The following is a 22,587-nucleotide window of genomic DNA, read 5'->3' as shown; positions in this document are numbered from 1 at the left end:
CCTGGTACAGGTTGAGCGCACAGAGCTTGCCAAGTTATTGGCCATGACGCTCTGTAAAGCGTTGCCAGTGAATGTTGGGGTTAATGACTCTGACTTGCGTAAGCACTTGTTTGAGCTGATGCGCTTTGGGTTGAGTGAGGATCTGGCCATCCTGTTTCAGCCCCAGTAGATAGAACATAGCGGCTTTGTTGCCCTGCTGAATGGCGGAGATGTGTATCTGCTGCTCAAAGTTTAATCTCAGGCTACTGATAGCAGTTTTCATGCCTTGCTGATCCACATTGGGCAGACCGCACTTTTGCAAATAGCCAAGACGCTCGCCCTCTCCGGAAAACCAGATCCTGACTTTCTCACTGAAGCGCCCCGACTTGGCTGGCAAATCAAACATTAGCCGGGTCTGGCCTTGTTGTTCTACAAAGTGCAGATAATCTTGTAATCCGGCATGCCACAGGGCTGGATGGATCGGTACAAACCGGGCCTGCAATTTACCGTGTGTATGAAACGTAAAGCCACGAACCTGCTCTTGTTTACTGATATCAGAGAGCGTCAGGTTGCCAATTTCGTCACTGTAGGCCCCGGTATAATATGCCAGCACAGGTAGCCAGAAGTGCCAATGCTTTGGCTGCTCACGCTTTTGTTTTTCGTCACCATAAATGTAGCCGTTAAACAGGGTGTACAGCTCCATGTTGGAAAATGCGCGTCGGCCTAAATGAGATTTCATATGATTGCGCTATACCTTGTGCCTAAATAGTTCACACAATTCAAAGGATTACTAAGAATGAATCGAGATCAGTGTATCGGCTTTTGCTAATAAGCAAAAGTCTAATGTCAATGTAGTAACCAGATACTACCCCTTTAGCGGCGATCAGACGTAAGATCGGATAAGTAGGTTAAACAGGTGATACGCAACAGAGAAGCAAGGTTTTTTACTTCCCCCTGACGCATCAGTACTTCCTGATAGAGGGTGGAAACAAATTCGGCCACACTGAGCTGCTCTTTGGTGGCGATCTCCTGTAACAGATCCCAGATCCGACGCTCTAGTGCCAGGCTGGTCACAGCCCCCTGAATCCGCATTGAGCGGCGTATTACTTCATAGCTGGCGGGATCGGCCGCGGCATACAATTCACACATAGAGGACTCCTTGATGGCAAAACTCATTCACAGCATGGTTCGGGTAATGGATCTGCAAAAATCTCTGGCATTTTATCATGATGTACTGGCACTCGGCGAGCGCAGGCGTATTGAGTTTGAGCACTTTAGTCTGGTTTATCTCGGGAATGAAGAAGCAGAGTTTGAACTGGAGCTGACCTGGAATCATGATACGCAGCAGCCATATGAGTTGGGGAATGGCTATGGTCATATAGCAGTTGTCGTTGATGATTTAGCACCTGTGCATGCAAAGGCAGAGGTGCTAGGTTACCAGCCTAAGGAGATGAAGTCGTTTTATAATGGCGATACTCTGGTGGCACGCTTTTTCTTTATTGCCGATCCCGATGGCTATCAGATTGAAGTCATTGAACGTTCTGAGACGTTTAGGTAATTCTGGCTTAGTTATGACTAAGCCATGGCAAACTCACTGCGGTCAGGCAACCAGCGCTGGACCAGTGGCTCAACGGCTTGTGGGTGTTGTTGGAGTATAGTAAAAGCCAGACTGCGAACTTGTGGTAGTAGCACTTTGTCCCGGCTTAAGTCGGCTATTTTCAGTTCCGCCAGCCCCGTCTGACGAGTGCCCAGGACCTCTCCGGGCCCGCGGATCTCCAGATCCCGCTCGGCAATCACAAAGCCATCATTACTGTCACGCAGCACGCCCAGGCGCTTTTGCGCTGTTGCTGACAAAGGTGCATGATAAAGCAACAAACAATGCGAAGCGATGTCTCCCCGGCCAACCCGGCCTCGTAACTGATGCAGTTGTGCCAATCCAAGCCGCTCTGGATTTTCTATAATGATCAGGCTTGCATTGGGGACATCTACCCCGACTTCTATCACAGTGGTTGCAACCAGCACATGGCTTTTTGCCTGCTTAAAGTCTTGCATGATCTGCTGCTTTTCTTGTGCCTTCATACGGCCATGAACCAGTGCGATATTGAGCTCGGGCAGCGCTTTGGTGAGTTGTTCTGCGGTATCTTCTGCCGCCTGGCATTGCAAAGCTTCGGACTCATCAATCAAAGTACATACCCAGTACACCTGGCGCTGCTGTTCGATACAGGCACGTCGAACACGCTCAATCACCTCATCGCGGCGAGTATCCGGGACGGCGACGGTTGTGATTGGTGTGCGCCCGGGTGGTAGCTCATCGATCACTGAGGTTTCCAGATCGGCATAGGCAGTCATCGCCAGCGTGCGTGGGATGGGTGTTGCCGTCATGACCAGCTGGTGCGGGTAGCAGTCGTTAAACTTGCCCTTTTCGCGTAACGACAGGCGCTGGTGAACACCAAAACGGTGTTGTTCATCAATGATGATCAGGGCCAGATTACTAAACTGCACTTGCTCCTGAAACAGTGCATGCGTGCCAACGACCATTTGCGCCTGGCCTGAGCTGATGCGTTCCAGCACGCGCTCGCGCTCTTTGCCTTTGGTCTTGCCTGCCAGCCACACCACTTCTATGCCCAGTGCGGCAAACCAGTTCTGAAAGTTGATATTATGCTGCTCTGATAAAATCTCTGTGGGGGCCATCAGAGCGACCTGATAGCCTTTGGCAATGGCCGTGAGTGCGCTCAGTGCTGCAACCAGGGTTTTACCTGAGCCTACGTCACCCTGTACCAGCCGCATCATTGGAAAAGGGTGTTGCAGATCCCCTTTAATTTCAGCCACGACTCGACTTTGTGCTGAAGTGGGTTTAAAGGGCAGCTGGGCCAGAAACTCTGTTTCTAACATATTATTCGGCGGCAGCGATACCGCCTTGACGGCCTGACCTTGCTGTCTGAGTTGCAGCAGGCTAAGGTTTTGCGCCAGCAATTCTTCAAACGCCAGCCGCTGTTGCGCCGGGTGCTGACCGAGTTCAAGCTGATCCAGTGCCACATCCTGAGGCGGCTGATGGAGTGTGAGTAAGGCTTCTTTCAAGCTCAGCTGATTGGGTCTGAACTGAGCGGGCAGGTGATCTTCAATATCATATTTTTGCAGCAATGCGATAGCTTGCTCGGCAATGGCTCGAATGCTTAGTTGCTTTAGCCCTTCAGTGGTCGGATAAACCGGCGTGAGTGTATCCGCGCCTTGCGGTGTTTCACTGAGCTCGTCGCGAATACTGTATTCAGGGTGAGCCATTTCCAGACCGACCCGGCCACGGCGCACTTCGCCAAAGCAGCGCATGATTTTGCCGCTCTGCATGGTGTTTTTCTGCGCGGCGCTGAAGTTGAAAAAGCGCAGGGTAATACGGCCTGTTCCATCGTTGATTTGGCATACCAGCATACGGCGTTTGCCGAAAGTGATGTTGGCCTGCTCGATTTCGCCTTCAACACTGACATGGGTATGTGGCATCAATTCCGCGATGCGATAGGTTCTAGCTCTGTCTTCATAACGCAGTGGCAGATGAAAGAGCATATCCTGAACACTGCGGATCCCCAATTTGGCCAGCCGCTCTGCGGCCTTTGGGCCGACTCCCTTGAGATCGGTTATGGCGTACTGGGCTAAATTGGGAAGAGACATAATTATCCTTTTTGACTGAATTTCAGTGTGTTCCAGAAAGCATCATCGGCCACGATTTCACCCACCTCATCCAGAGCTGGGTAGGGCAGGCCTTTTTCAACACAGCGATTAGCAATGATAGGGTGACAGCCTTCGAACAAGAGTTTGTGTTTAATTGCCGGGTCGAGCATATCGTTACGCTGGTATAGCCCTGCGGCTTCGCGCTGACGCTGTGCTTCATATAAGATCAATGCAGCAGCCACCGAAACATTTAATGACTGTACCATACCAGCCATTGGGATCACGATGTGTTGATCGGCGTGTTCGAGCGCTCTGTCTGAGATCCCCAGACGCTCCTGTCCCACAATAACGGCCGTTGGCTTAGTATAATCAATCTCACGAAAATCCACGGCTGTATCACTCAGATTGGTGGCCAGCAGCTGGATCCCAGGATTTTGTGCACGGATAGTGGCAACGGCCTGATCGATGTCATCGTGCATATGGGTTTCTACCCAGTTTTTACTGCCACCTGAGGTGTTATTGGTCAGGCGTCTTTGCTCCTGCGGCCATACCGCATGAACATGATGGCAGCCGACCGCATCGGCTGTACGCACTATGGCCGACAGATTGTGGTGCTTGTGGACTTCATCCAGGCACACAGTTAAATCAGTCTGGCGTTGATCCAAAATGCGCTTCACGCGCTGAAAACGGTTTTCTTCCATCATTACAGCTCTTAACTACAAAATTGCGGCGATTATAACAAAAAGCACCCCGCTAAGGCATTACTTCGCGCATTATTGGTGCCTGCAGGGAGATCAGGGTCTCGGTTGACTGAATGGCCTCGATTGTCTGGATCTTATTGATCAGCACGTCCTGCAGATGGTCAATAGAACGTGCCATGACTTTGATAAAAATGCTGTAGTTGCCTGTGGTGTAATAGGCTTCAACGACTTCTTCAAAGCCTTCCAGCTGCTCAATGGTAGCCGGGTAATCCCGCGCATGTTTGAGGTTTACGCCGATAAAACAACAGACATCATAACCCAACTGCTTGGCATCTATGCTGACCCGTGTGCCGACTATAATACCGGCTTGCTTCATTTTCTCGACCCGCACATGAATGGTTCCCGCGCTGACGGCAAAGCGCTTGGCCAATTCGGCGTAGGGGGTTCTGGCATTGTCCATTAAGGCATGAAGGATAGAACGGTCGAGATTATCGATTTGATAATTTTCCATGGATATTTCGCACGCTAATTATTGATTCAACAATTATTAAAGCTAATTTTTGATGAAAAAAATAGTGTAAAGGTGTTTTTGTTGTGGACTATTGAATCTTTACTCATTTTTGTTGAGGATAGATTTAACGCAGCAAGCCTGCACCGTTATTCAACACCATTGGGAATGAGGAAACCGATATGTTGCAACAGTATCTGCAAACACAACAACAAATAGCGCGTGCGAAAGCACTTTTTTCACAACAACTGACTGACAAGTTAGGCCTGATCGAAGTACAGGCGCCTATCCTGGCAAAGGTAGGAGATGGTATTCAGGACAACCTCAGCGGCACCGAAAAAGCGGTGAAGGTTAAAGTTAAAACGCTCAGCGACAGCGATTATGAAGTGGTTCACTCACTGGCGAAGTGGAAGCGTAAAACGCTTGGTGACTATGGCTTTGGAGCTGGGCAGGGGTTGTATACACATATGAAGGCGTTGCGCCCGGATGAAGACAAACTATCCCCAATACACTCCGTGTATGTTGATCAGTGGGACTGGGAGCAGGTGATCTGTGCACAGTCTGAACGCTCTTTAGATAAGCTCAAAGACACAGTTCGTACATTATATGGCGCGATCCGTGAAACTGAACAGCAACTGGCTTCTGAATATGGGCTGACGCCGTTTTTACCGGAGCAAATCACATTTGTACACAGTGAGGCGCTGCGCCTTATGTATCCAGACTTTAGTGCTAAGCAAAGAGAAAAAGCGATTGCTCAGGAGTACGGCGCTGTGTTTCTGATTGGTATCGGCGGTGAACTGGGAGATGGCAAAATCCATGATGTCAGAGCACCGGATTACGACGACTGGTCAACGCCAACGTGTGAGCAGTATCAGGGGTTGAACGGTGATATTCTGGTCTGGAACCCGGTGCTCGAAGATGCCTTTGAAATTTCCTCTATGGGGATCCGGGTATGTCCGGACAGCCTGCAACGCCAATTGAGTCTGACGCAGGATGAACAAAGGTTAGAGCAGGACTGGCACCAGAGCCTGCTGGCCGGCGCATTGCCACAAACCATAGGGGGTGGTATTGGTCAGTCTCGTTTGGTGATGTTGTTATTACAAAAGCAACATATCGGTCAGGTCCAGGTTGGTGTGTGGCCTGAGCATGTTAAAACTGAAGTTTCTGGGTTACTTTAGAGGCGACGGCGACACACAGTAAGGGAGCCTCAAGGGGCTCCCTTACATCTTAAATTCAATTTCTATTTTTCCTTCGAGCAACCTGGCACTACACGGCGGGTAACTGCGGGTGGTTTTATAGACCTTATCGAAAATATGGATCTCGACACCTGAGTGCAAAGAGGTGTTCACCACCAGCTGGGTGTTATCGAGTAAATCATGCAGAGTATGGTCTAATTCTGACAGCTGATGTTCCAGCGCTTCGGCCTGCTTACAATAGTGTTCTTGTGTCGCGCCGATTTTGGCCAGCAAGGTTTTTTTCTTTTCAGCATCCTTTACGTTATCGGCTTTTTCGACCGCTTTTTGCAGATTGGTGATCTGCTCATCGGTCAGAGTCAGTTCTTTAAGGCACAGATCGGTACGTTCCGTTATCTCCATGCCACTGCGTGCCAGGTAAACAGCCATGGTCGCACCTGAGCTGCTGCCTACTTCGCCCGCCACCAGCATCTTGGCATCAAAAATGGTGCCGCCGACCAACTTACCCTTAGGGGATTCGTCCAGGCCAACCTGTAACAGGTTACGTGCTTTGATATCACAGTGATTACTTTGTTTCTGGATAAAGACATTCTGCCCTTCCAGATAGGTGTATTGACCATGGGTGATCTGGACATCGCCTTTGGCAATCAGACGGCAGGTGAGCCCCTGATCGTCGTTGCGATGATCCAGGTGACCAATCACACCGCCACGTACTTCGATGTTGCCATCGGAAATTAATTCTCCCGATTCTACGGTCCCCATGACGGTGATATCGCCGTGCGCTTTGATCTTCATGCCCGGGTCGACATTATGGGTAACCAGCACACTGCCGCTAAATTCAATGTGGCCGCTGCGTACGTTGACGTCACTGATGGTAAAGATATCGTCTACCCGCATGCCATTCGGCACATCGGACGGACAACCAGCAATGGTTGAGATCAGCTGCAGGGGATTGGTTGGGGAAATCTCGGTACCTTCACCGGCAACCAGCTGAAAGCTATCTCCGGGCTTAGGTGCAATGCTGTCTCCGGTAACCGTAAAGCCTTCTTTGCCTGGGGTTGCCGGCCTTTGCGTGACCAGTAAGGTGCCGGGTGCAACACTGGCCAGTGCGCCAAAATCGCGCATATCAACGGTGCCGTCTTCACGTAACTTGGGTTGTTTCAGGCGTTCTTTAAGCGTTTGTACATGTGGCATCAGCTTGGCAGGTATGCCATTTTCGGGCGGACGCCCCTGAGCAACGATGCCTGTGACTTCTGTGCCTGGCAGAGACTCCAGTTGCTGTTTGAGCAAGTTTTCCAGATAGACTTGTTTGTAGCCCCGGGTGACACCGACTTTGACTATGGCGCGCTTGGCATCCTCCAGGCTGATCATTTTACCACCCTGTGCGGTGGTGAGTTTGGCGATGGCCTGCATTTTGTCGTCGCTCAATGCGACTTCGATATGGGCATCTTTTTGTTGTGCCACAATCAGCTGAGTGACAGGCGTATCTTGTTTGAAGTAAGCTGCAATGGATTCATGATCAATTGCGCAGTCAGCATAGGGTGAGCGCTCGAGTGCTTCAACCACAAACGCTGCACTGGGGGGCGACGCAGCCGCGACGTCCATCAATATATTGCCATTTTTTGCGAGTTTAAACACAGGCTTATCCTTATTGCTTTAAACCAACTACGATAATGAATACCTCAAATTGCCAAAAAATGCGGCGTTACCAAGATTGCACAAAGTGCTTCGTATAACACCAGATTGCTAAATTAATAGTATGCGGTCAAGTGTTTAAGATCAAAGTTAAGCGCATGAAAAATCATTGTACAGATAAGTAAAAGCCCGCATTAAGCGGGCTTGAGTAATATAACTAATACACTCGGTGTCTTAGTTGGTTGAAGGCAGCTCCATGATGCCATCAATCTCAATTTGTACGCCCTTAGGCAGCTCTTTTACGCCGATAGCAGCACGCGCCGGGTAGGGCGTTTTAAAGTGCTGACTCATGATCTCATTGACGGTAGCAAAGTTGCTTAAGTCAGTCAGGAAGATATTGACCTTGACCATGTCCTGCAATTGGCCGCCCGCTTCTTCACACACGGCAGTCAGGTTTTTAAATACCTGTTGTGTTTGCTCTGCAAAGTCTTCTGAGATCACTTCCATTGTTTCAGGCACCAAAGGGATCTGCCCCGAAAGGTAAACCGCCGTACCGACTTTAACTGCCTGACTGTAGGTGCCGATTGCTGCCGGCGCCTGATCGGTTGAAATAATGGCTTTATTCATTGTCTTTCCTTTATCGCTTCCTGGTTACACGTTGTACATCTGGCATTACCCGGATCCGGCGCATAATATTTGCAACGTGGATCCTGTCTTTGACGGTAACACCCAGATCAATCACGTACAGGTTGCTCTCTTTTTCTTCGGTTGCAATCTCCACTATATTGGCTTGTGTGCTTGCAACCACATTGGTTAATTTGGCCAACGCACCCTGGTGGTTGATGATCTCAACCCGCAGTGCTGCGATGTATTCTTTTTCGGGGTTATCTTCCCACTTTACCACAAAGTACTTGGCACGTTCATTTTGCCAGCCTTTAATGTTTTTACATTCCTGACGGTGGACCATTAAGCCCTTGCCCTGGCTAACATAGGCGGTGATGTCATCACCCGGGACAGGCCGGCAACACTTGGCATAAGTCACCAGCATACCCTCTGTACCAATGATCGGCGCTTTGGCTTTTTGTGCCAGGCTCTCGATTTCATCATCGGCTTGTAGCAGGCGTTTTGCAACCAGCATACTCATGATGTTGCCGTTGCCAATTTCCACTAACAGCTCAAGCACGGTATTCAGGTCATGCTCTTCCAGTACTCTGTCTATCTGTTCGGTTGGAATATCATCCAGCTTATGCTCACCCAGTGCGGAGTCAAGTAAGCGTCGACCCAGCAGGATAGACTCTTCCTGGTGCTGGCTCTTAAGGTAATTACGTACGCCCAGACGCGCTTTACCTGTGACAATAAAGTTTAACCAGGTGGCATTGGGGTGCGCGCCAGAGCTGGTGATCACCTCGACAGTTTGCCCTGTGTCCAGCGCTTTGCTGAGCGGATAAGGCTTACGGTTGACGCGCGCGCCAACACAGGTGTTCCCTACGTCGGTATGAACGGCATAGGCAAAATCGACAGCCGTTGCACCCATGGGTAATTCGATGATGCGGCCATCCGGCGTAAAGACATAAATTTCTTCCGGGAACAGCTCGGTCTTTACGTTTTCGACAAATTCAAACGATGAACCGGCACTTTGTTGCAATTCAAGCAGGCTTTGCATCCATTGTCTGGCACGTTGCTGTGCGGTATGGCCCGCTGTGTCGCCAGACTTTTTGTACATCCAGTGCGCCGCAACCCCTTTATCAGCCATGTGATCCATATCATGGGTGCGGATCTGGATCTCCACTGGAATACCGTGCGGCCCAACCAAAGAGGTATGCAGTGACTGATAACCATTGGTCTTAGGTACAGCAATGTAGTCTTTAAAACGGGTTTCTATGGGCTTATACAGGTTGTGTGCCACACCCAATACCCGGTAGCAGGTATCTATGCTGTTGACGTTGATGCGAAAAGCGTAAATGTCCATCACTTCGTTGAACAGCAGCTCTTTGTTGAGCATCTTTTTATAAATGCTGTACAGGTGCTTTTCACGGCCACTGACCGATGCATCAATGCCAGCTTCTTCCAGACGAGACTCTATCTCTGACTGGATATTGCTGATCACTTCTTTACGGTTACCCCGCGCTTTGGCCACTTCTGATTTTAGTGCTCTGTGACGCATCGGGTATAAGGCCGCAAAGCCAAGGTCTTCAAGTTCGTTCTTAATGTCATGGATACCAAGACGATTGGCGATAGGCGCGAAGATCTCCAGGGTTTCACGGGCTATCCGGCGGCGTTTTTCCGGACGTAAAAAGCCCAGCGTGCGCATGTTGTGGGTGCGGTCGGCCAGTTTGATGAGGATCACCCGGATATCCTGGGTCATGGCCATGATCATTTTACGGTAGTTTTCGGCCTGAAACTCTTTTTTATCTTTAAAGTCGAGTTTGTCCAGCTTACTGACACCCGCCACCAGTTCGGCAACTGTATCACCGAAGATTTCGGCCAGATCGGTCTGGCTGAAGTCGGTGTCTTCAATCACATCATGCATCAATGCTGCCATCAGTGTTTCGTGGTCCAGCTTCATGCTGGCCAGGATCTGGGTGACTTCAACCGGGTGAGTAATATAAGGCTCGCCGCTGGAGCGGGTTTGCCCTTCATGCGCTTCGCGGGCAACCACGTAGGCTTTTTGCACCAGTTCCACATCTTCGGGTGACAGATACTCTGATATTTTTTTCTTTAAGCCTTCAAACAGATACATTCACACTCCAATGTTCCAGCGAAGTTATATCAAATGCGTATTAACCTACCTGCAGTCAGGCTATAACACCTTTACCTTGGTTGGTATGACATTTGATTGGTATTAATAATAAGTTAAGTACTGAATATACGATGAATTGACGTCGAAGCCAATCGACTAACACATTTATTAGTCTAGATAGAGGTGTTCAGTGGCCTGTGCTGCAGAAACAATAACGCCAGCTATAAAGCTGCGTTATCGTCGTACTGGTCGCAGTGGATTAGCGATTGCCACCCACAATTGCAGCAACAGCAGCAAGCTCTGCAGCTTCCTGAGTTTGTTGCTCTTCGCGATCGATCATGTCCAGTGAATCGCTGGTGACCATGCCTTTTTCGATCTCGCGCAATGCGATTACGGTTGGCTTGTCATTTTCAGCTTCAACCAGAGGGTCTTTACCACCGACTGCAATCTGACGAGCGCGACGCGCTGCAACAAGAATTAGGTCGAAACGGTTACCAATTTTATCTACTGCGTCTTCTACTGTTACGCGAGCCATCGAAGCACTCCAAAAAATTCAATACATTTAGCAAAGGGCTAGTCTACTAAAAAGCGCCGGATTCGCCAAGTACATGGTTAAAAAATATCGGGTCGTTACGGCTTTACGTGGCTGCAATCTTTGCAGCCAGTGCGAAACACGGAACAGTCAGCCGCGGATGTGACTTACTTCAGCAGTTCTGCTATCAAAGCCTGCTGGCTCACCTGTTGCTTTTTCAGCTCCAGACGTGCAGCCACGACGATGTGCTCCAGTTCATTCAGGGCAGTCTCAAAGTCATCGTTGACCAGCAGGTAGTCGAATTCATTGTAGTGAGAGCATTCAGATTTGGCCTGCTCCATACGCGAGGCAATGATTTCCTGAGAGTCCTGCCCACGGTTGTTTAAACGCTCTTCCAGTGCCTGCTTTGACGGCGGCAGAATGAAGATGGTTTTTACTTCAGGCAGCAGTTCACGAACCTGACGGGCACCTTGCCAGTCAATGTCCATGAATACGTCAATACCTTGTGCAAGCTGGTTTTCGATGGCTTGTTTAGAGGTGCCGTAGTAGTTATCAAAAACCTGCGCCCATTCGAAAAAGTCATTCTGGTTGATAAGTGTTTTAAACTCATCCACAGAAACAAAGTGGTAGTGCTCGCCATTATTCTCACCTGGGCGAGGCGCGCGAGTTGTATGTGACACCGAGACCCTGACTTTATCTTGTCTTTCCAGCAGGGCTTTAATCAAACTTGACTTTCCGGCACCAGAGGGCGCTGAAAGAATAAACAAATTACCGCGATTTTGATGTGGCATACGTCAGACCTATAGGGTTGCAGTACAGCGATGTGAATGTGGCCACACCGCTGGTTGTCCAAAAGAGTTATTTTAAAGCCATATCACCTAACTTACCAGCCTCACCGTGTTCAATCGCTGCGTTGCAGCACAAACATTTGATAGCCGAACTCGCCCAGGTAACGCTCGTAGATGGCAATTTCCCGGGCCATGTCCTGAAGCGCAGCGGAATCTGGCTGGTGGCTCAGTCGTTGTTCAACTTCAGCTTTGAGTGGTCCATAATAGTCTGCCCAGGCCTGCTCACTCAGCGTAAAGTGGCTCAAGACCCGAAAACCGGCCTGCTCAATCTGTGCGAGCCGTACAGCAACTGTTTGCATATCCGGGTATTCCTGTTGCCAGAAGGTGATTGCCTCCTGAGAGGGCGTCTCGTTTAACCACACCAGATCGCTGACCATCAGGCAACCGGCTGAACGCAGAAGCGGGCGCCAGGCATTCAGCGCCGCTTCAAAGCCCATTATATAGGCGGAGCTTTCAGCCCAGAGCAGATCAAAACTGCCGCTCTGGAAGGGCAGTGCGGTCATACTGGCGCACAGGGGGGTGACGCGCTTATCCAGTTCCGCGTGTTTTAGTCGCGCCGCCAGACTGTCGATTGCCTGAGCTTCATTATCCACTGCCGTGATCTGCGCCTGTGTCTGTTGTGCCAGTAACTCAGTAGCAAAGCCCTTACCACAGCCAATATCCAGCACGGTGTGTGGTGCAAAAGGAATGTGCGTTAACGCCTTGCGTGTATCGGTATTACTGCCGGGTCCCCAGCGTTCCAGCCGATGAAAGACCGCCATAAAGTCGGCCATATAAGTATCGTGTTCGTTCATGTCTTTTGATAACCATTTTAAGTACAGGGTTTGTTGTTCATCAAACCCCTGTTGTTCAAGCCAGTTTCTGTGTGCATCGGGTGCCAGTTTATCGGCCTGTGCATGCCAGTCGCGCAGTGAACCGCGCCCAAGCAGCGCAGACAACAAAGTATGCGCCTGCTGCTTATGTGCAATTTCGGTTTCCAGCTCAGCGAGCCTGTTGCTGAGTACAGTGCGATCTAGCCTGGCCTCCAGCGCCTGTTTGCATTCACTCAGCGTCAGTCCGCCAGCCTGTAGTTGCTGCAGTAGTCTGAGCTTTTGTAAGTCCAGCTCGCTATAAACCCGATAACCATTGCTGGCCCGGCTGCCACAGATCAACCCGCGCTTTTCGTAATACAACAAAGTAGAACGCGTTAAACCCAGTTGTGCCGCCAATTCCGAAATCCGATACATTAAATCCGGCTCCTCTTTATGTATGCCAGACTGGCCAAAAATAAGCGCAGTCAGGCTGTAACAAACGAAAACGATAAACTATGAAGTTATAGACAGGTCAATGGGCGAGGGCAAAGAAAGAGTAAGGTTTGCCGCTCAAGCTATATGTGCGAGATAAACTGATGTTGCTGTTTCACATGATGAATTAGTTTAGCGTTATTTGCGTACTCAATGACGGCAAATTCCAGAGAGTAATTTGTAGAACGTGAAAAGGCTTATTAGCGAGCAGGAAACTAAAAATTTGGGCGATACCTTTGGAGAATAACGTTTATGATAGTAATCGACATCATTATGCAGAGGGCGGGTAATCCATCTAAATAACGACGAATGGAGGATGTCAGGCAATATGAAGCAATTACAAACAGAAAGCCTGAAAAAAGTGCATGGTTCATGGGGGAGCCCTGATTTACCAGACAGAGTCCAGGTGGCTCACCCGGATCCGAAAAAGAGCTGTGGTGGCTAAAGCCTGCTTAATTGCTAAAACAAAAAGTGCATTCAGCGCTTTTTTCATGAAGATATACATAAATTGGCTGCGAAGTAGAGATCGCACTGGACAATGTAATAGTGCTTCAGTTTGGGAGAGTTGCATAAGAAACCAGTCGTTAACGGATGGCATTCAAACAAATTACCCGGGGTCAGCGGCGTTTTGCTCTGCCAGATAGGTTTGCATATCTTCGTTTTGTACGCGCTGGTAGATATCCTCAACCGCAATCGTGAAGTCAATGGAGTCAAAGTGTATCTCTTCGCCTATAAAGTGATGCACAGAGCGACAGTCATCGCGTTTGCGGTAAACGGTCTCGTCGGTGACATCCTGACTAATCACTACGTATTTCTGCAATGGCGATATATTGAGGTATTCGATTAGCTTAGTTTTTAATCCATTTTACGCTTCGAATGGAAGAGCTCTTCTACTATGAATACTGGGCTTTGGGTGAGAACACTTATTTGAACTCACCACAAAACCAGGGAAGGGATTAAGGGTTGTTGCCACGTTAGTTATTGAGGTAGCTGATTTTGGATCGCAGATTGAAGTTTGTCGGGTTCATTTGTTCCCAAACGAATGTTCTTACCATTCTTTAATGTGATATGCACGGCCTCAAACCCTGACACATTGTAGAGTTTACCATTGCTAATCTCTCTGATCCCCCAGCCTGAATACCAAGGGTTAGTTACGGAGTCAACGTGTTCAATTTGCTCAATATCAACAGTACCTGAAATAAAACCAATTCCCATCCTCCAGCTTATTGTGCTATTTGCAATAGTTATGCTTAGACTATAAAAGTTCACAGCAATTGCTACAGAGATAGCAAATAAAAAGTATGATGTAATAGTACTTGTTTTTATTATAAAGAGCGCAATGAAAATAACTAGGCAAATTATATATAAAAATGAAAAGCCATACTGAACATTATAATAATCTTCCATGTCTGCTCCTATGCTCTAAACGTGAGTCTACTCGAATCTTAGCCTTATACCTGAACATCACACTCGGCAAAAATTCCGCATACCTTTGCTTTAGCTTAGCGATTATTTGTTTATCTTTGTGCAAGTATACACAAGCCTGGCAATTATGGCTGACGGTCCCAATATTGCTTTCAGCGTAATCGTCACCCATGAGTAGGGAAATGATTTTAGCAGGACCATCTATCTTTATCCATATTTTCAAAAAGTCTTCGAGTTGCGATTGGTGAGCTTTTTTTAAAAACTCATTCTCGAAAATGTGGCCAATCTTCATCTCTTTTATATGTTCGAATGTCAGTCCGCAGCAGCTTGAAACCCTGCCGTGTGGTGTAATGACGATATTCTCAAAAACCTGATTGCACCCTGTCTCAAGTTCTTCAGGTGAAATTTGGAATCCTCGATCAACATAATCTTTTTGAAAAGGCATCCATGTATTACTACTTATTGTGAGCTTATTGTTATCTAATAAAGATTTAATTTCTGCATTTTCTTCAAGAGATGCTCTACATCTGGAGTCTTCAGAGTCCTTTTCAACCATTATTAGCGGTGTTATATTAAAGCTTGCACAAGCTTTAACAGCATTTATGATTGACTTTTCATCTACATATTCCTGATGATCCAAGCCCGTGCTGAAATTAATTTCATATAAACCAGAATCTGAAAGTGCTTTCGCTATTTTCATAGCGCTACTTTCTTTCTTGGCCCAGTAACCATTGGTGACACATCTGCTTTTTAAACCATAAGATGAAACCAGAGAAATTGAGCTAAATAAATCATCTTTTAATGTGAAGCACTCTCCTCCACTAAACACAACGTTTTCAAGTTGAGGAAATGTAGATACAGCTTCATTAATGCAGCTGGACATTTCTTCCAGAGTTAGTCTTGACTTCAAGTTTGGGTTCGATTCAAAACAGCACTCTTTGCATGCCGCTGTGCAGCGGTAGGTTGGCAGTATTGTGAGTGTTTTTGGTGATGGTATAGCCATTCTTATACCTACCTATTGGCATTTTTCGATATGCTTTGAAACTTCAATGGAGGAGTCAACTTCCCTCAATGCGCCTTCTATTATGAGTGCAAGAGTCTCTTCATTTTCAATTAAGCCAATATTGAATGCCGCGTTATAAAATGCTTTTATTTCTAGCTTGGCAAGATCTCTGTATATATATTTCTCAAACCCATTCATCCCCGCTAAATGTGCTGCATTTAAAGCTGTACTTGTGTTGTTCGCAATGTTTTTATCTGTTAAAGCGACGCTTCCAAACCTATTATTATCTTCAAGGCTTTCAGGTGCACCATCACAGGGGCTTCCCCATACATACACCGCTGCGTATACAACAGCAACAACAGCTGCTACAACATTTGTGGCTGCGGCAACGTTCACTGCAACCGCTGCAAATGATATGCATGTAACACAAGCTTGGGGGTCTAAATTTCCGGGCATTTGAGATAAATTTGATAATCCATTTTTGTTAAACAGCTCTTCATATGTTGATTTGTTTTCTTGCAAGAAACTTGTGTATTTATTTTCCAGTGAGCTGAAGTCGTCTTTTCCTATCAATCCATTATCAATCATTATATAAAGGAGCTGCTCAAAGTCCTGCCTTTGAGTTGCGCTTCTGAATTCAGGTAAAGATATTAGCTCTAATAACTTAATGTTCGGATCAGACTCAACCTGCTTCTCATTGATACCCATTTTTCTATATATATCTGACTTGTTCAAAGAAAAGTCTGAGGCGAAATCAGGATCTTCATATAATCGTAGTATAAGTGCATCAATTTGGCTCTCAATATCTGAAAACTGTGAGTCTTTGACTTTTATCCTTAACGTATTACTACTTTCATTTAATTCGACAGATTCTTTCAGGCTGTCTGGTACACCGTAAAGTGTGTTTCCTTCATTTGAAATAGCCTGGACGGGGATGATTAGTGATGCTCCAGCTAGCGTTAATGACTTTTTCTTTGATGGTTTTGACATAAGAACAATTCCTTTGAGTGACAGTAGTATATTAGAAAAACTAAATTCAAGACTAGCTACCAGGTAACTTAAAGTAAACATATTTGTCATTAATATTTCACATGTTCTGAGTCAGGTATCCTTGTTGGATTATGTGAATTTATGTGGTTTCTTTATGTGTGATTAGAGGTTTACTAGGGGGATTTATTTTTAATGTTGTTGCGTTGTTTTCCAGGGTCTTGATGCTGGTATGCTATTTTCGTGCAGAGTTTCGGCTTGACGAGTACAGGGATTTGTTAGCCAGAACCATAGTGTCAAAACAACAATAAAGGAGATGAATTTTACTCATTTGAGCAAAATGAGGATGTAACAATTAAGTATATGTGGACTTGAAAAGTGACCAATGTCCTATATTCGAGAGACTTTGGAAGAGCCATTCAGTAATAAGTGCCGCAGCAAAGCTGTACGGACAGAACAGTCACTGAGAATTTATAATCTAGTAGGGTGGCGTAAACTTTGCTGAAATATAAAAGCCCCTATTTACAGGGGCTTAGTAAGCTTAAGTAAGTCCAAATATTTAAAAAATCTTATTCAATATTCTGGATCTGTTTATCGTTTTAAATTTCACAAATTCAACTATATCAAGACCTACAATGTGTTTCTGGCCCGTTTTGAAACCCTCTTACTCACCAGTGTACTCACCATAAAAAAATCGAAAAAAAATTTATCAAAAAAATTAAAAAATGCTTAATTTCTAACTGGGAAAGTTGGGATATGGGAAACATATCTAACTATCTGCATCAGTACAAACACAAAATGGTGAGTGCAGAGAGGCATTCACAGACAACAAGCAATCATCACGAGTGATCCAAAATTGTAACTTACGGCCAGCTTTAACCAGGTAACATTTATCGCTAGATCGAACGTGTTTAAGAGTGGTACGTTCAATCGGCTTTGCCGACCTTGCTATATCAGCAAATTCTACTTTTTTAGCCTTGTTTATAAAGTCCATAGATTTCATATAAGCCCCTATCGCTATGAGGTTGGTAAGTTTTAGGCGCTTGCCGCCTAAAGGCGCGCCATACCTCATGGCCAACACGAACTATGTAGAGAAAAGCCAGTCAAGCTAGAAATCGCCCGAAGGGTTGCGTAGCAAGGGGGCCCCGCTTGCGGGGTTCCGATTTATGGCTTTACAGGATTTGAACGAAGTGGTTTAGGGCTTAATGTGTAATTTTATCATTTTAACTTAAAAAATTGCATCTTAAGTGCTGAGTGTTATTCTAGTGAAAGTAAACATATTTGTCTGGAGCAAACAGTGCTGCTTAATAACGGCAATACTCCACTTGAGCTGCAATCAAATGCTGAACCTTGGCTTGCCAATAGATTAGCTACAGTTCAAACGGTTAGAACAAGCAATAGTCAACCTAATAACTTAAGCTTATCCCAAAAGTAAATGTGTTAGCGAACAAATTTCGGCACCAGTGATACTCTATGAGTTAATCTGTCTGAATTAAATTAGTTGAATTAGTTCAGACTGAGGCTGCCATATTCATTTTTAAAGTTTGCAATTGACCTAATGCTTCGACAAGTAATTCAGCCCACACTCTACAGTCACTCAAATTAATTTCTATTTTGTTATTTTCTGATTCTTCATAAGGTTGAATTGCTTGCTCGCATTCGTCTAATACAACAAGTAGTGCTATATCGTCTTCACTAATATTTTCTCTAGTTTTTTCTATAAGGTTCCCAGCCATTTTTATGTTCTGTGTAAGTGGCTCAAGCAAAAAAGATAAGTAGCTTTCTAGCACCTCAATACCGGTTTTATTTACGTTTGGCACAAGGACTTCAAAGCAGTGCATATGGTTTATTATTGCGAAGATACTGCCTATTTCGCGCTCTAAATCTTCTAATATTTTAGCTTGGCCTGTTTCTTTCTTTTTGATTCCTAAGTGAATCAGCTCTTTAGCGGCAAGTGGACGAGGCAAATAGAGGTATGGTTTATCTTCATTGATTACAGGATTATCTCCAACAAAGCTTGCTGCTAAAATTACCCATGCCGAATTCGATATAGCATGGCCATTTTTCGTGGGTACAATAACAAAATTATCCCACAAATCTGCCAGAAAAAAATATTTAAGGTCGGTAAAGTTTACTGGTCTAACTGCTTTCGTTAATGCTTCAACTGTGTTGATAAAGGCATTTTCCATATCCTCTAAACCTTGAATTTCGACCTGAATCAAAAGTGCATTCGTACCTTGGTATTCAAAACACTCATTTATAATTGATACAGTTAGGTCATCGTGAGAAATATTGTTTAGCAATGACTTAATTGAATTAAGTAAATCATTTTTTAAAAGAGTTATAATTGCCGAAGCTCTGATGTCAGGAGTGTCTTTCCAGTATTTTTGGGGATGATGGGAAAATTGGTACCAGAGTGCCCAGGCTTTGTGATATTTCTCCGTTTCTTTCTTTTCTAGTTGGTAAAGTTTTTGGTGAGGAATAAGCCCATTAAAAAGCATTCTAAATTCATGTTGAAATCGCTCTAAGCGTCTGTGAGCATCATTAAAATTGACGCACGAAAGGTGAATTTTATGCTCATCGAATGGATGGCCTAACGCTTCTGATCTTTTGTATAAGTCATCATGTTGTTCTTCCGGTAATCGACCTATAAGCCCATTAAAAATTAAGATGAAATGAGATTGACTAACAAAGTTAGTGAAAGGGAAGACATAATCGCCGAGTGATTTTCTAAAACTTTTTGAGTCATCTTGCATTGATATATAATTGGCAGTGTTTTTATCCCGCTCTTTGTGGTCGTTCAGCGTACCGTCGCTTGTTATACCCCATGGGTCGACCGCAAGTTTCGGTAACTTTGCTAATTGCCAATTAATTTTTGCGAGACTTTCCCAGTATTCTGGCTCTATTTTTCCGGTACCTACCAGAGCTTGGGATTTCTTTTTCTTAAAATACGAGATTAGCGTTTTATTTAATGTCGTTAATCCCGTTACGATTTGTTCCCTGATCGATAAGATGTTGTTTACGTACTCTTGCCAATCATCCGGTCTAAAAATGTAATCTGCATAATTTGCCCATGTTGAGTTAACACTCACAAATTGCGGTAAGGGTAATGCTGATTTAATAATGTTTTTGCAGCTCTCATCAAGTGGTAAGTCCATCAATATATTTTGGTGACCGTAGCCTTGAGTACCGTACTTTTCTTGTTCTGGGAATAGTTTTCTTAATATTGTCGCCCTTGCTCCTGACATCTCATGTAGGGGAAGATCTGTATGTTGATCTGAGTTAATTTTGGCATCGGGGATAATATAGTGAGCAGTCGGATTATTCTGTTTTTCTTCGAGCCATATAGTCTTCGTTGACTTTTGAAAGAGTGAAGTGATTTTCTGCTTATTAATATTTACAAATGATAGATATAAACTAGGGGAAAAATAGAATAGCCCTATAGTTAAGTCTGATAAGGGCAAAATATCTTCAAATGTCTTTTCAATATCAATCGACAGTAACCAATTTAGATTTAGCTCATTAGCAATATCGAATCTTCCCATCCATAATAACACCTCGCCCATCCCAGACCAGTTACTGCTGCTATTAGGCTCTAAAAGACTATTAGAAGTATGAATTAGCCATTCCTTAAGATATTGATAGATTGGTTCTGGGTCACTGAGCTGTTTTCGTATAGTTTTAGCGTTATTAAGTGCTGTTGGATTATCTTTAGCAAGAATATCTAGTAAGTCTTCCACTGGATCTTTTTCAATTGCCCCCCCAATATCATTTTGGAGAAGCAGTGACCAGCCATCATTTCCTGCGAGCAATCTGGCAGCGTTAATAACTTCTTTATTTTCTATCACATGATTGCGAATACCAAACCATAATAAAGCTCGGCCTATGCCAGCGACAGCCTCCCAAGTTTTAATATTAAGGGATTTGATAGCATCGAATAATTTCTGAAACTCGTAGGGGTTTTCAACAAAAGAATATAAGAGAAACGTTTCAAGATCTGTTTCTGGAATACTTGGCATTACAAAAAGAGCTGAGTCAATCCAAGGTGAAAATGCTGGGTCAGCTAGTACTTCGGAAAGAAGTTTGGAACGGATCGGGTGTAGTGCTTCTATGTAAGTTTTATCATTTGAGAGGCGAATTAAATATTCATCTTCAAACAAATTGAAAGTGCCTTGAGGATCATTTAGTTCAGCAGTTTTTACAAGTGATTTAATGTCTACTCTGGCCTCATATGAGGTTGCGACGGCAGCGGCTGATAAAAGCTTAATTGCAGATGCTTCCAGTTTGCTTTCTCTGACTTCAGCTCTTAAACGACCAACCTGACTCCTAAGCTTTTCTCTAAGAGACTCAGTTTGAGTAAGAAAGAACACATATTCCAACAAAGATCCGTTACCACCGAATCCTAACCAAGCTTGTTCAAAAGAAGGGTAAGGTTTAGCAACTCCTTTTTCTATCAAGTTAAAGTAAATGTGTTTGGCTTCTTCTTGAGAAAGGTTAAGTTGAACAAGTCCTGGGAAACCTAATTGGTCGTTTGAAATATTTTGTCGTGCTAAATCTTCCTCTCTGATTGATACTAAGATTTTTATATTTGGCCTTTCAAGCAAAGCTTTAACTAGGGCTGTCCAGTCAGGATCTCTTGGGGTCACATCGATATACAAATAAAGAGTTGCATCGAATATGGCTAATTGGTCTGCAATAGCCAGTGCTATTGACTGTGCGTGAATTCGGTCTTCTATGAAATTAATTTGTAATCGCCATGATTCAGGTACGTATTCATATAGGTAACGGTAAGCTAGAGTGGTTTTTCCTTGGCCCGAAGCGCCGTGAACAATGACAGTTTGAGAGTTTTCGAACTTGTTGTCGATTACTGTTAATTGGCTTTGTCTAATAGTGTCAAGATTGGCTTGAATGTGGCTAAACCTAGTTGAAACGCCTCGATAGAACTCTTTTTCTAATCCTCTGTTTTCATTGTTTTCATTGTTTTTTTTGTTTTCTAAGGGAGTTATAGACTTAAACCACTCTAAATGGTGTGCCTCTCTCTCCGCAAAATATTGACCAATCGAGCTGATCTTTTCAAACAACATTTCGTGAGTGATTTTTGTTCTATTTTCAGAAGCTACATATAACCAGGAGGTAAGTAATGACAAGGCATGTTCAATTGACCCGGAGGTTAACGTTTTACTAAGATGTTTAGATACCTCCTGACTTAATTCGTCTTCTGCAACAGGGCGCCAAACTAAACACTCAAATAGTCGATCAACTTGAGAATCGGATATTTTTAAGTGGGTTAACTTTTTCCGAATCTTATTTTGGTTGGCTTCTCTGTTTTTATCTGATTTAGACCATGCACTTGCGAGTTCATTCCCAATCTCACCAAAGCTAATTACTTCCACTCTCGGGGAGTCTTCACCATTCAATAAATTCAAGCTACGGTGAATGAATGTATCCGTTTTTTCAGGCTCGATAAAATGGGACAGGGTAAGAGGGACATTAAGAGCTTTCACTTGCACAGCCCTCACTATTTTTTCGCCTTGGTAGACCGCTAAATCCTCGTTGCCTTCGGGCTGAAAAATAAGTTCAGAGTCACTAGATTGGAGAATTTCGTGAAGAATGTATAAAGTCTGAAGTCTATAACCTTTTAACGCTGCTTTTGCACCCGAGTTGCTCATGAAGTCCTTTTTTTAATTCCGTGTAATATTCTAATCTAACGACAATATAGCGCATTTCCAACAAATTAAACTCAAAGTAAGAATTGTAGTGGTCAACTAATCCCGGACAGTAAATAAAGTTTTTCTTCCGCAACTGCTGGCGCAACCATTTCGTTGTTACTATGCGGCCTTTGCCAGTTGTAGTAGCTCATTAAATAGTAACTAATATCTCTTTCAGCTTCTTTGAAGGAATCATAGCCTGTTGACGGAACCCACTCTGTTTTTAAACTCCTAAATAGCCTTTCCATTGGGGCGTTGTCCCAACAATTCCCCCTGCGACTCATGCTTTGAGTCATACGATAGCGCCATAATTTTTGCCTGAACTTTGTGGCGACATACTGACAGCCCTGATCAGAATGGAACAACACGCCCGATGGCCGACCTC

The 22,587-nt window shown here is 45.0% G+C and carries 19 protein-coding genes; 2 read left to right on the top strand and 17 right to left on the bottom strand.

Annotated features, from left to right (window positions below; all coding sequences use genetic code 11):
• Positions 1-34 precede the first annotated feature (34 nt).
• Together IY568_RS18445 and IY568_RS18440 are read right to left on the bottom strand one after the other, a co-directional pair.
• Entirely contained in the window at positions 35-718 is a 684-nt protein-coding gene (locus IY568_RS18445; RefSeq protein ID WP_194868361.1) for a hypothetical protein, read from the bottom strand.
• A gap of 134 nt (positions 719-852) precedes the next feature.
• Complete coding sequence (locus tag IY568_RS18440) at positions 853-1,128, bottom strand: ribbon-helix-helix domain-containing protein (RefSeq protein WP_194868360.1); 276 nt, start codon at positions 1,126-1,128, stop codon at positions 853-855.
• 13 nt (positions 1,129-1,141) lie between these two features.
• Between IY568_RS18440 and IY568_RS18435 the strand changes: the two genes are divergently transcribed.
• Positions 1,142-1,537: a VOC family protein gene (locus IY568_RS18435; protein WP_125559067.1), complete on the top strand. Its 396-nt coding sequence runs from the start codon at positions 1,142-1,144 to the stop codon at positions 1,535-1,537.
• A 17-nt stretch (positions 1,538-1,554) separates the two neighbouring features.
• Here the strand turns inward: IY568_RS18435 and recG are convergent, their stop codons facing one another.
• The 3 genes from recG to asnC are packed head-to-tail and all read right to left on the bottom strand — an operon-like array spanning position 1,555 to position 4,851.
• A complete protein-coding gene (gene recG, locus IY568_RS18430) occupies positions 1,555-3,639 on the bottom strand; it encodes an ATP-dependent DNA helicase RecG (RefSeq protein WP_194868359.1) in 2,085 nt (694 codons plus the stop codon).
• 2 nt (positions 3,640-3,641) lie between these two features.
• The gene (gene trmH, locus IY568_RS18425; protein WP_010383507.1) at positions 3,642-4,340 is read right to left on the bottom strand and encodes a tRNA (guanosine(18)-2'-O)-methyltransferase TrmH; all 699 of its coding nucleotides are present in this window, start codon (positions 4,338-4,340) and stop codon (positions 3,642-3,644) included.
• A gap of 52 nt (positions 4,341-4,392) precedes the next feature.
• Positions 4,393-4,851 carry a transcriptional regulator AsnC gene (gene asnC, locus IY568_RS18420; protein ID WP_010383506.1) on the bottom strand — a complete coding sequence of 153 codons (459 nt, stop codon included), beginning with the start codon at positions 4,849-4,851 and terminating at the stop codon, positions 4,393-4,395.
• A gap of 179 nt (positions 4,852-5,030) precedes the next feature.
• On the opposite strand from asnC, the gene asnA reads away from it, so the two are divergent.
• Complete coding sequence (asnA, locus tag IY568_RS18415; protein WP_125559070.1) at positions 5,031-6,026, top strand: aspartate--ammonia ligase; 996 nt, start codon at positions 5,031-5,033, stop codon at positions 6,024-6,026.
• Between the two features lie 42 nt (positions 6,027-6,068).
• Here asnA and IY568_RS18410 read toward each other — a convergent pair whose 3' ends face one another.
• From IY568_RS18410 to IY568_RS18355, 12 genes are all read right to left on the bottom strand, one after another.
• Entirely contained in the window at positions 6,069-7,679 is a 1,611-nt protein-coding gene (locus tag IY568_RS18410; protein WP_138539327.1) for a DUF342 domain-containing protein, read from the bottom strand.
• 231 nt (positions 7,680-7,910) lie between these two features.
• Entirely contained in the window at positions 7,911-8,303 is a 393-nt protein-coding gene (locus IY568_RS18405) for a RidA family protein (RefSeq protein ID WP_010383501.1), read from the bottom strand.
• A 10-nt stretch (positions 8,304-8,313) separates the two neighbouring features.
• The gene (gene spoT / locus IY568_RS18400; protein WP_010383500.1) at positions 8,314-10,416 is read right to left on the bottom strand and encodes a bifunctional GTP diphosphokinase/guanosine-3',5'-bis pyrophosphate 3'-pyrophosphohydrolase; all 2,103 of its coding nucleotides are present in this window, start codon (positions 10,414-10,416) and stop codon (positions 8,314-8,316) included.
• Between the two features lie 259 nt (positions 10,417-10,675).
• Entirely contained in the window at positions 10,676-10,951 is a 276-nt protein-coding gene (rpoZ, locus tag IY568_RS18395) for a DNA-directed RNA polymerase subunit omega (RefSeq protein ID WP_010383499.1), read from the bottom strand.
• Positions 10,952-11,115: 164 nt separating this feature from the next.
• Positions 11,116-11,739 carry a guanylate kinase gene (gene gmk, locus IY568_RS18390; protein WP_125559074.1) on the bottom strand — a complete coding sequence of 208 codons (624 nt, stop codon included), beginning with the start codon at positions 11,737-11,739 and terminating at the stop codon, positions 11,116-11,118.
• Between the two features lie 110 nt (positions 11,740-11,849).
• Complete coding sequence (locus IY568_RS18385; RefSeq protein WP_194868358.1) at positions 11,850-13,022, bottom strand: MerR family transcriptional regulator; 1,173 nt, start codon at positions 13,020-13,022, stop codon at positions 11,850-11,852.
• Positions 13,023-13,686: 664 nt separating this feature from the next.
• Positions 13,687-13,884 carry a hypothetical protein gene (locus tag IY568_RS18380; RefSeq protein ID WP_228553444.1) on the bottom strand — a complete coding sequence of 66 codons (198 nt, stop codon included), beginning with the start codon at positions 13,882-13,884 and terminating at the stop codon, positions 13,687-13,689.
• Positions 13,885-14,057: 173 nt separating this feature from the next.
• Entirely contained in the window at positions 14,058-14,486 is a 429-nt protein-coding gene (locus IY568_RS18375) for a hypothetical protein (RefSeq protein ID WP_194868356.1), read from the bottom strand.
• On the bottom strand, positions 14,470-15,507 hold the full coding sequence (locus tag IY568_RS18370; protein WP_194868355.1) for a radical SAM/SPASM domain-containing protein: 1,038 nt from the start codon (positions 15,505-15,507) through the stop codon (positions 14,470-14,472). Before IY568_RS18370 ends, IY568_RS18375 begins: the two co-directional genes overlap by 17 nt.
• A 12-nt stretch (positions 15,508-15,519) precedes the next feature.
• Positions 15,520-16,497 carry a hypothetical protein gene (locus tag IY568_RS18365; RefSeq protein ID WP_125559084.1) on the bottom strand — a complete coding sequence of 326 codons (978 nt, stop codon included), beginning with the start codon at positions 16,495-16,497 and terminating at the stop codon, positions 15,520-15,522.
• 1,508 nt (positions 16,498-18,005) lie between these two features.
• Positions 18,006-22,163 carry a hypothetical protein gene (locus IY568_RS18360; protein ID WP_194868354.1) on the bottom strand — a complete coding sequence of 1,386 codons (4,158 nt, stop codon included), beginning with the start codon at positions 22,161-22,163 and terminating at the stop codon, positions 18,006-18,008.
• A 92-nt stretch (positions 22,164-22,255) separates the two neighbouring features.
• Positions 22,256-22,587: integrase core domain-containing protein (locus IY568_RS18355; RefSeq protein ID WP_194868353.1), on the bottom strand; the 332-nt coding region annotated here is incomplete at its 5' end.

Origin of the sequence: Pseudoalteromonas sp. PPB1 (assembly GCF_015356275.1) — a bacterium.
In the GTDB taxonomy this organism is placed as follows: domain Bacteria; phylum Pseudomonadota; class Gammaproteobacteria; order Enterobacterales; family Alteromonadaceae; genus Pseudoalteromonas; species Pseudoalteromonas rubra_D.
Note: the sequence above shows the minus strand (reverse complement) of the source record. Positions and strands in the feature narration are given on the sequence as shown.

Excerpts from the sequence above, each read along its gene's own strand:
- IY568_RS18445 (WP_194868361.1), bottom strand. The coding sequence starts at position 718 with ATGAAATCTCATTTAGGCCGACGCGCATTTTCCAACATGGAGCTGTAC.
- IY568_RS18440 (WP_194868360.1), bottom strand. The coding sequence starts at position 1,128 with ATGTGTGAATTGTATGCCGCGGCCGATCCCGCCAGCTATGAAGTAATA.
- IY568_RS18435 (WP_125559067.1), top strand. The coding sequence starts at position 1,142 with ATGGCAAAACTCATTCACAGCATGGTTCGGGTAATGGATCTGCAAAAA.
- recG (WP_194868359.1), bottom strand. The coding sequence starts at position 3,639 with ATGTCTCTTCCCAATTTAGCCCAGTACGCCATAACCGATCTCAAGGGA.
- trmH (WP_010383507.1), bottom strand. The coding sequence starts at position 4,340 with ATGGAAGAAAACCGTTTTCAGCGCGTGAAGCGCATTTTGGATCAACGC.
- asnC (WP_010383506.1), bottom strand. The coding sequence starts at position 4,851 with ATGGAAAATTATCAAATCGATAATCTCGACCGTTCTATCCTTCATGCC.
- asnA (WP_125559070.1), top strand. The coding sequence starts at position 5,031 with ATGTTGCAACAGTATCTGCAAACACAACAACAAATAGCGCGTGCGAAA.
- IY568_RS18405 (WP_010383501.1), bottom strand. The coding sequence starts at position 8,303 with ATGAATAAAGCCATTATTTCAACCGATCAGGCGCCGGCAGCAATCGGC.
- spoT (WP_010383500.1), bottom strand. The coding sequence starts at position 10,416 with ATGTATCTGTTTGAAGGCTTAAAGAAAAAAATATCAGAGTATCTGTCA.
- rpoZ (WP_010383499.1), bottom strand. The coding sequence starts at position 10,951 with ATGGCTCGCGTAACAGTAGAAGACGCAGTAGATAAAATTGGTAACCGT.
- gmk (WP_125559074.1), bottom strand. The coding sequence starts at position 11,739 with ATGCCACATCAAAATCGCGGTAATTTGTTTATTCTTTCAGCGCCCTCT.
- IY568_RS18385 (WP_194868358.1), bottom strand. The coding sequence starts at position 13,022 with ATGTATCGGATTTCGGAATTGGCGGCACAACTGGGTTTAACGCGTTCT.
- IY568_RS18375 (WP_194868356.1), bottom strand. The coding sequence starts at position 14,486 with ATGGAAGATTATTATAATGTTCAGTATGGCTTTTCATTTTTATATATA.
- IY568_RS18370 (WP_194868355.1), bottom strand. The coding sequence starts at position 15,507 with ATGGCTATACCATCACCAAAAACACTCACAATACTGCCAACCTACCGC.
- IY568_RS18365 (WP_125559084.1), bottom strand. The coding sequence starts at position 16,497 with ATGTCAAAACCATCAAAGAAAAAGTCATTAACGCTAGCTGGAGCATCA.
- IY568_RS18360 (WP_194868354.1), bottom strand. The coding sequence starts at position 22,163 with ATGAGCAACTCGGGTGCAAAAGCAGCGTTAAAAGGTTATAGACTTCAG.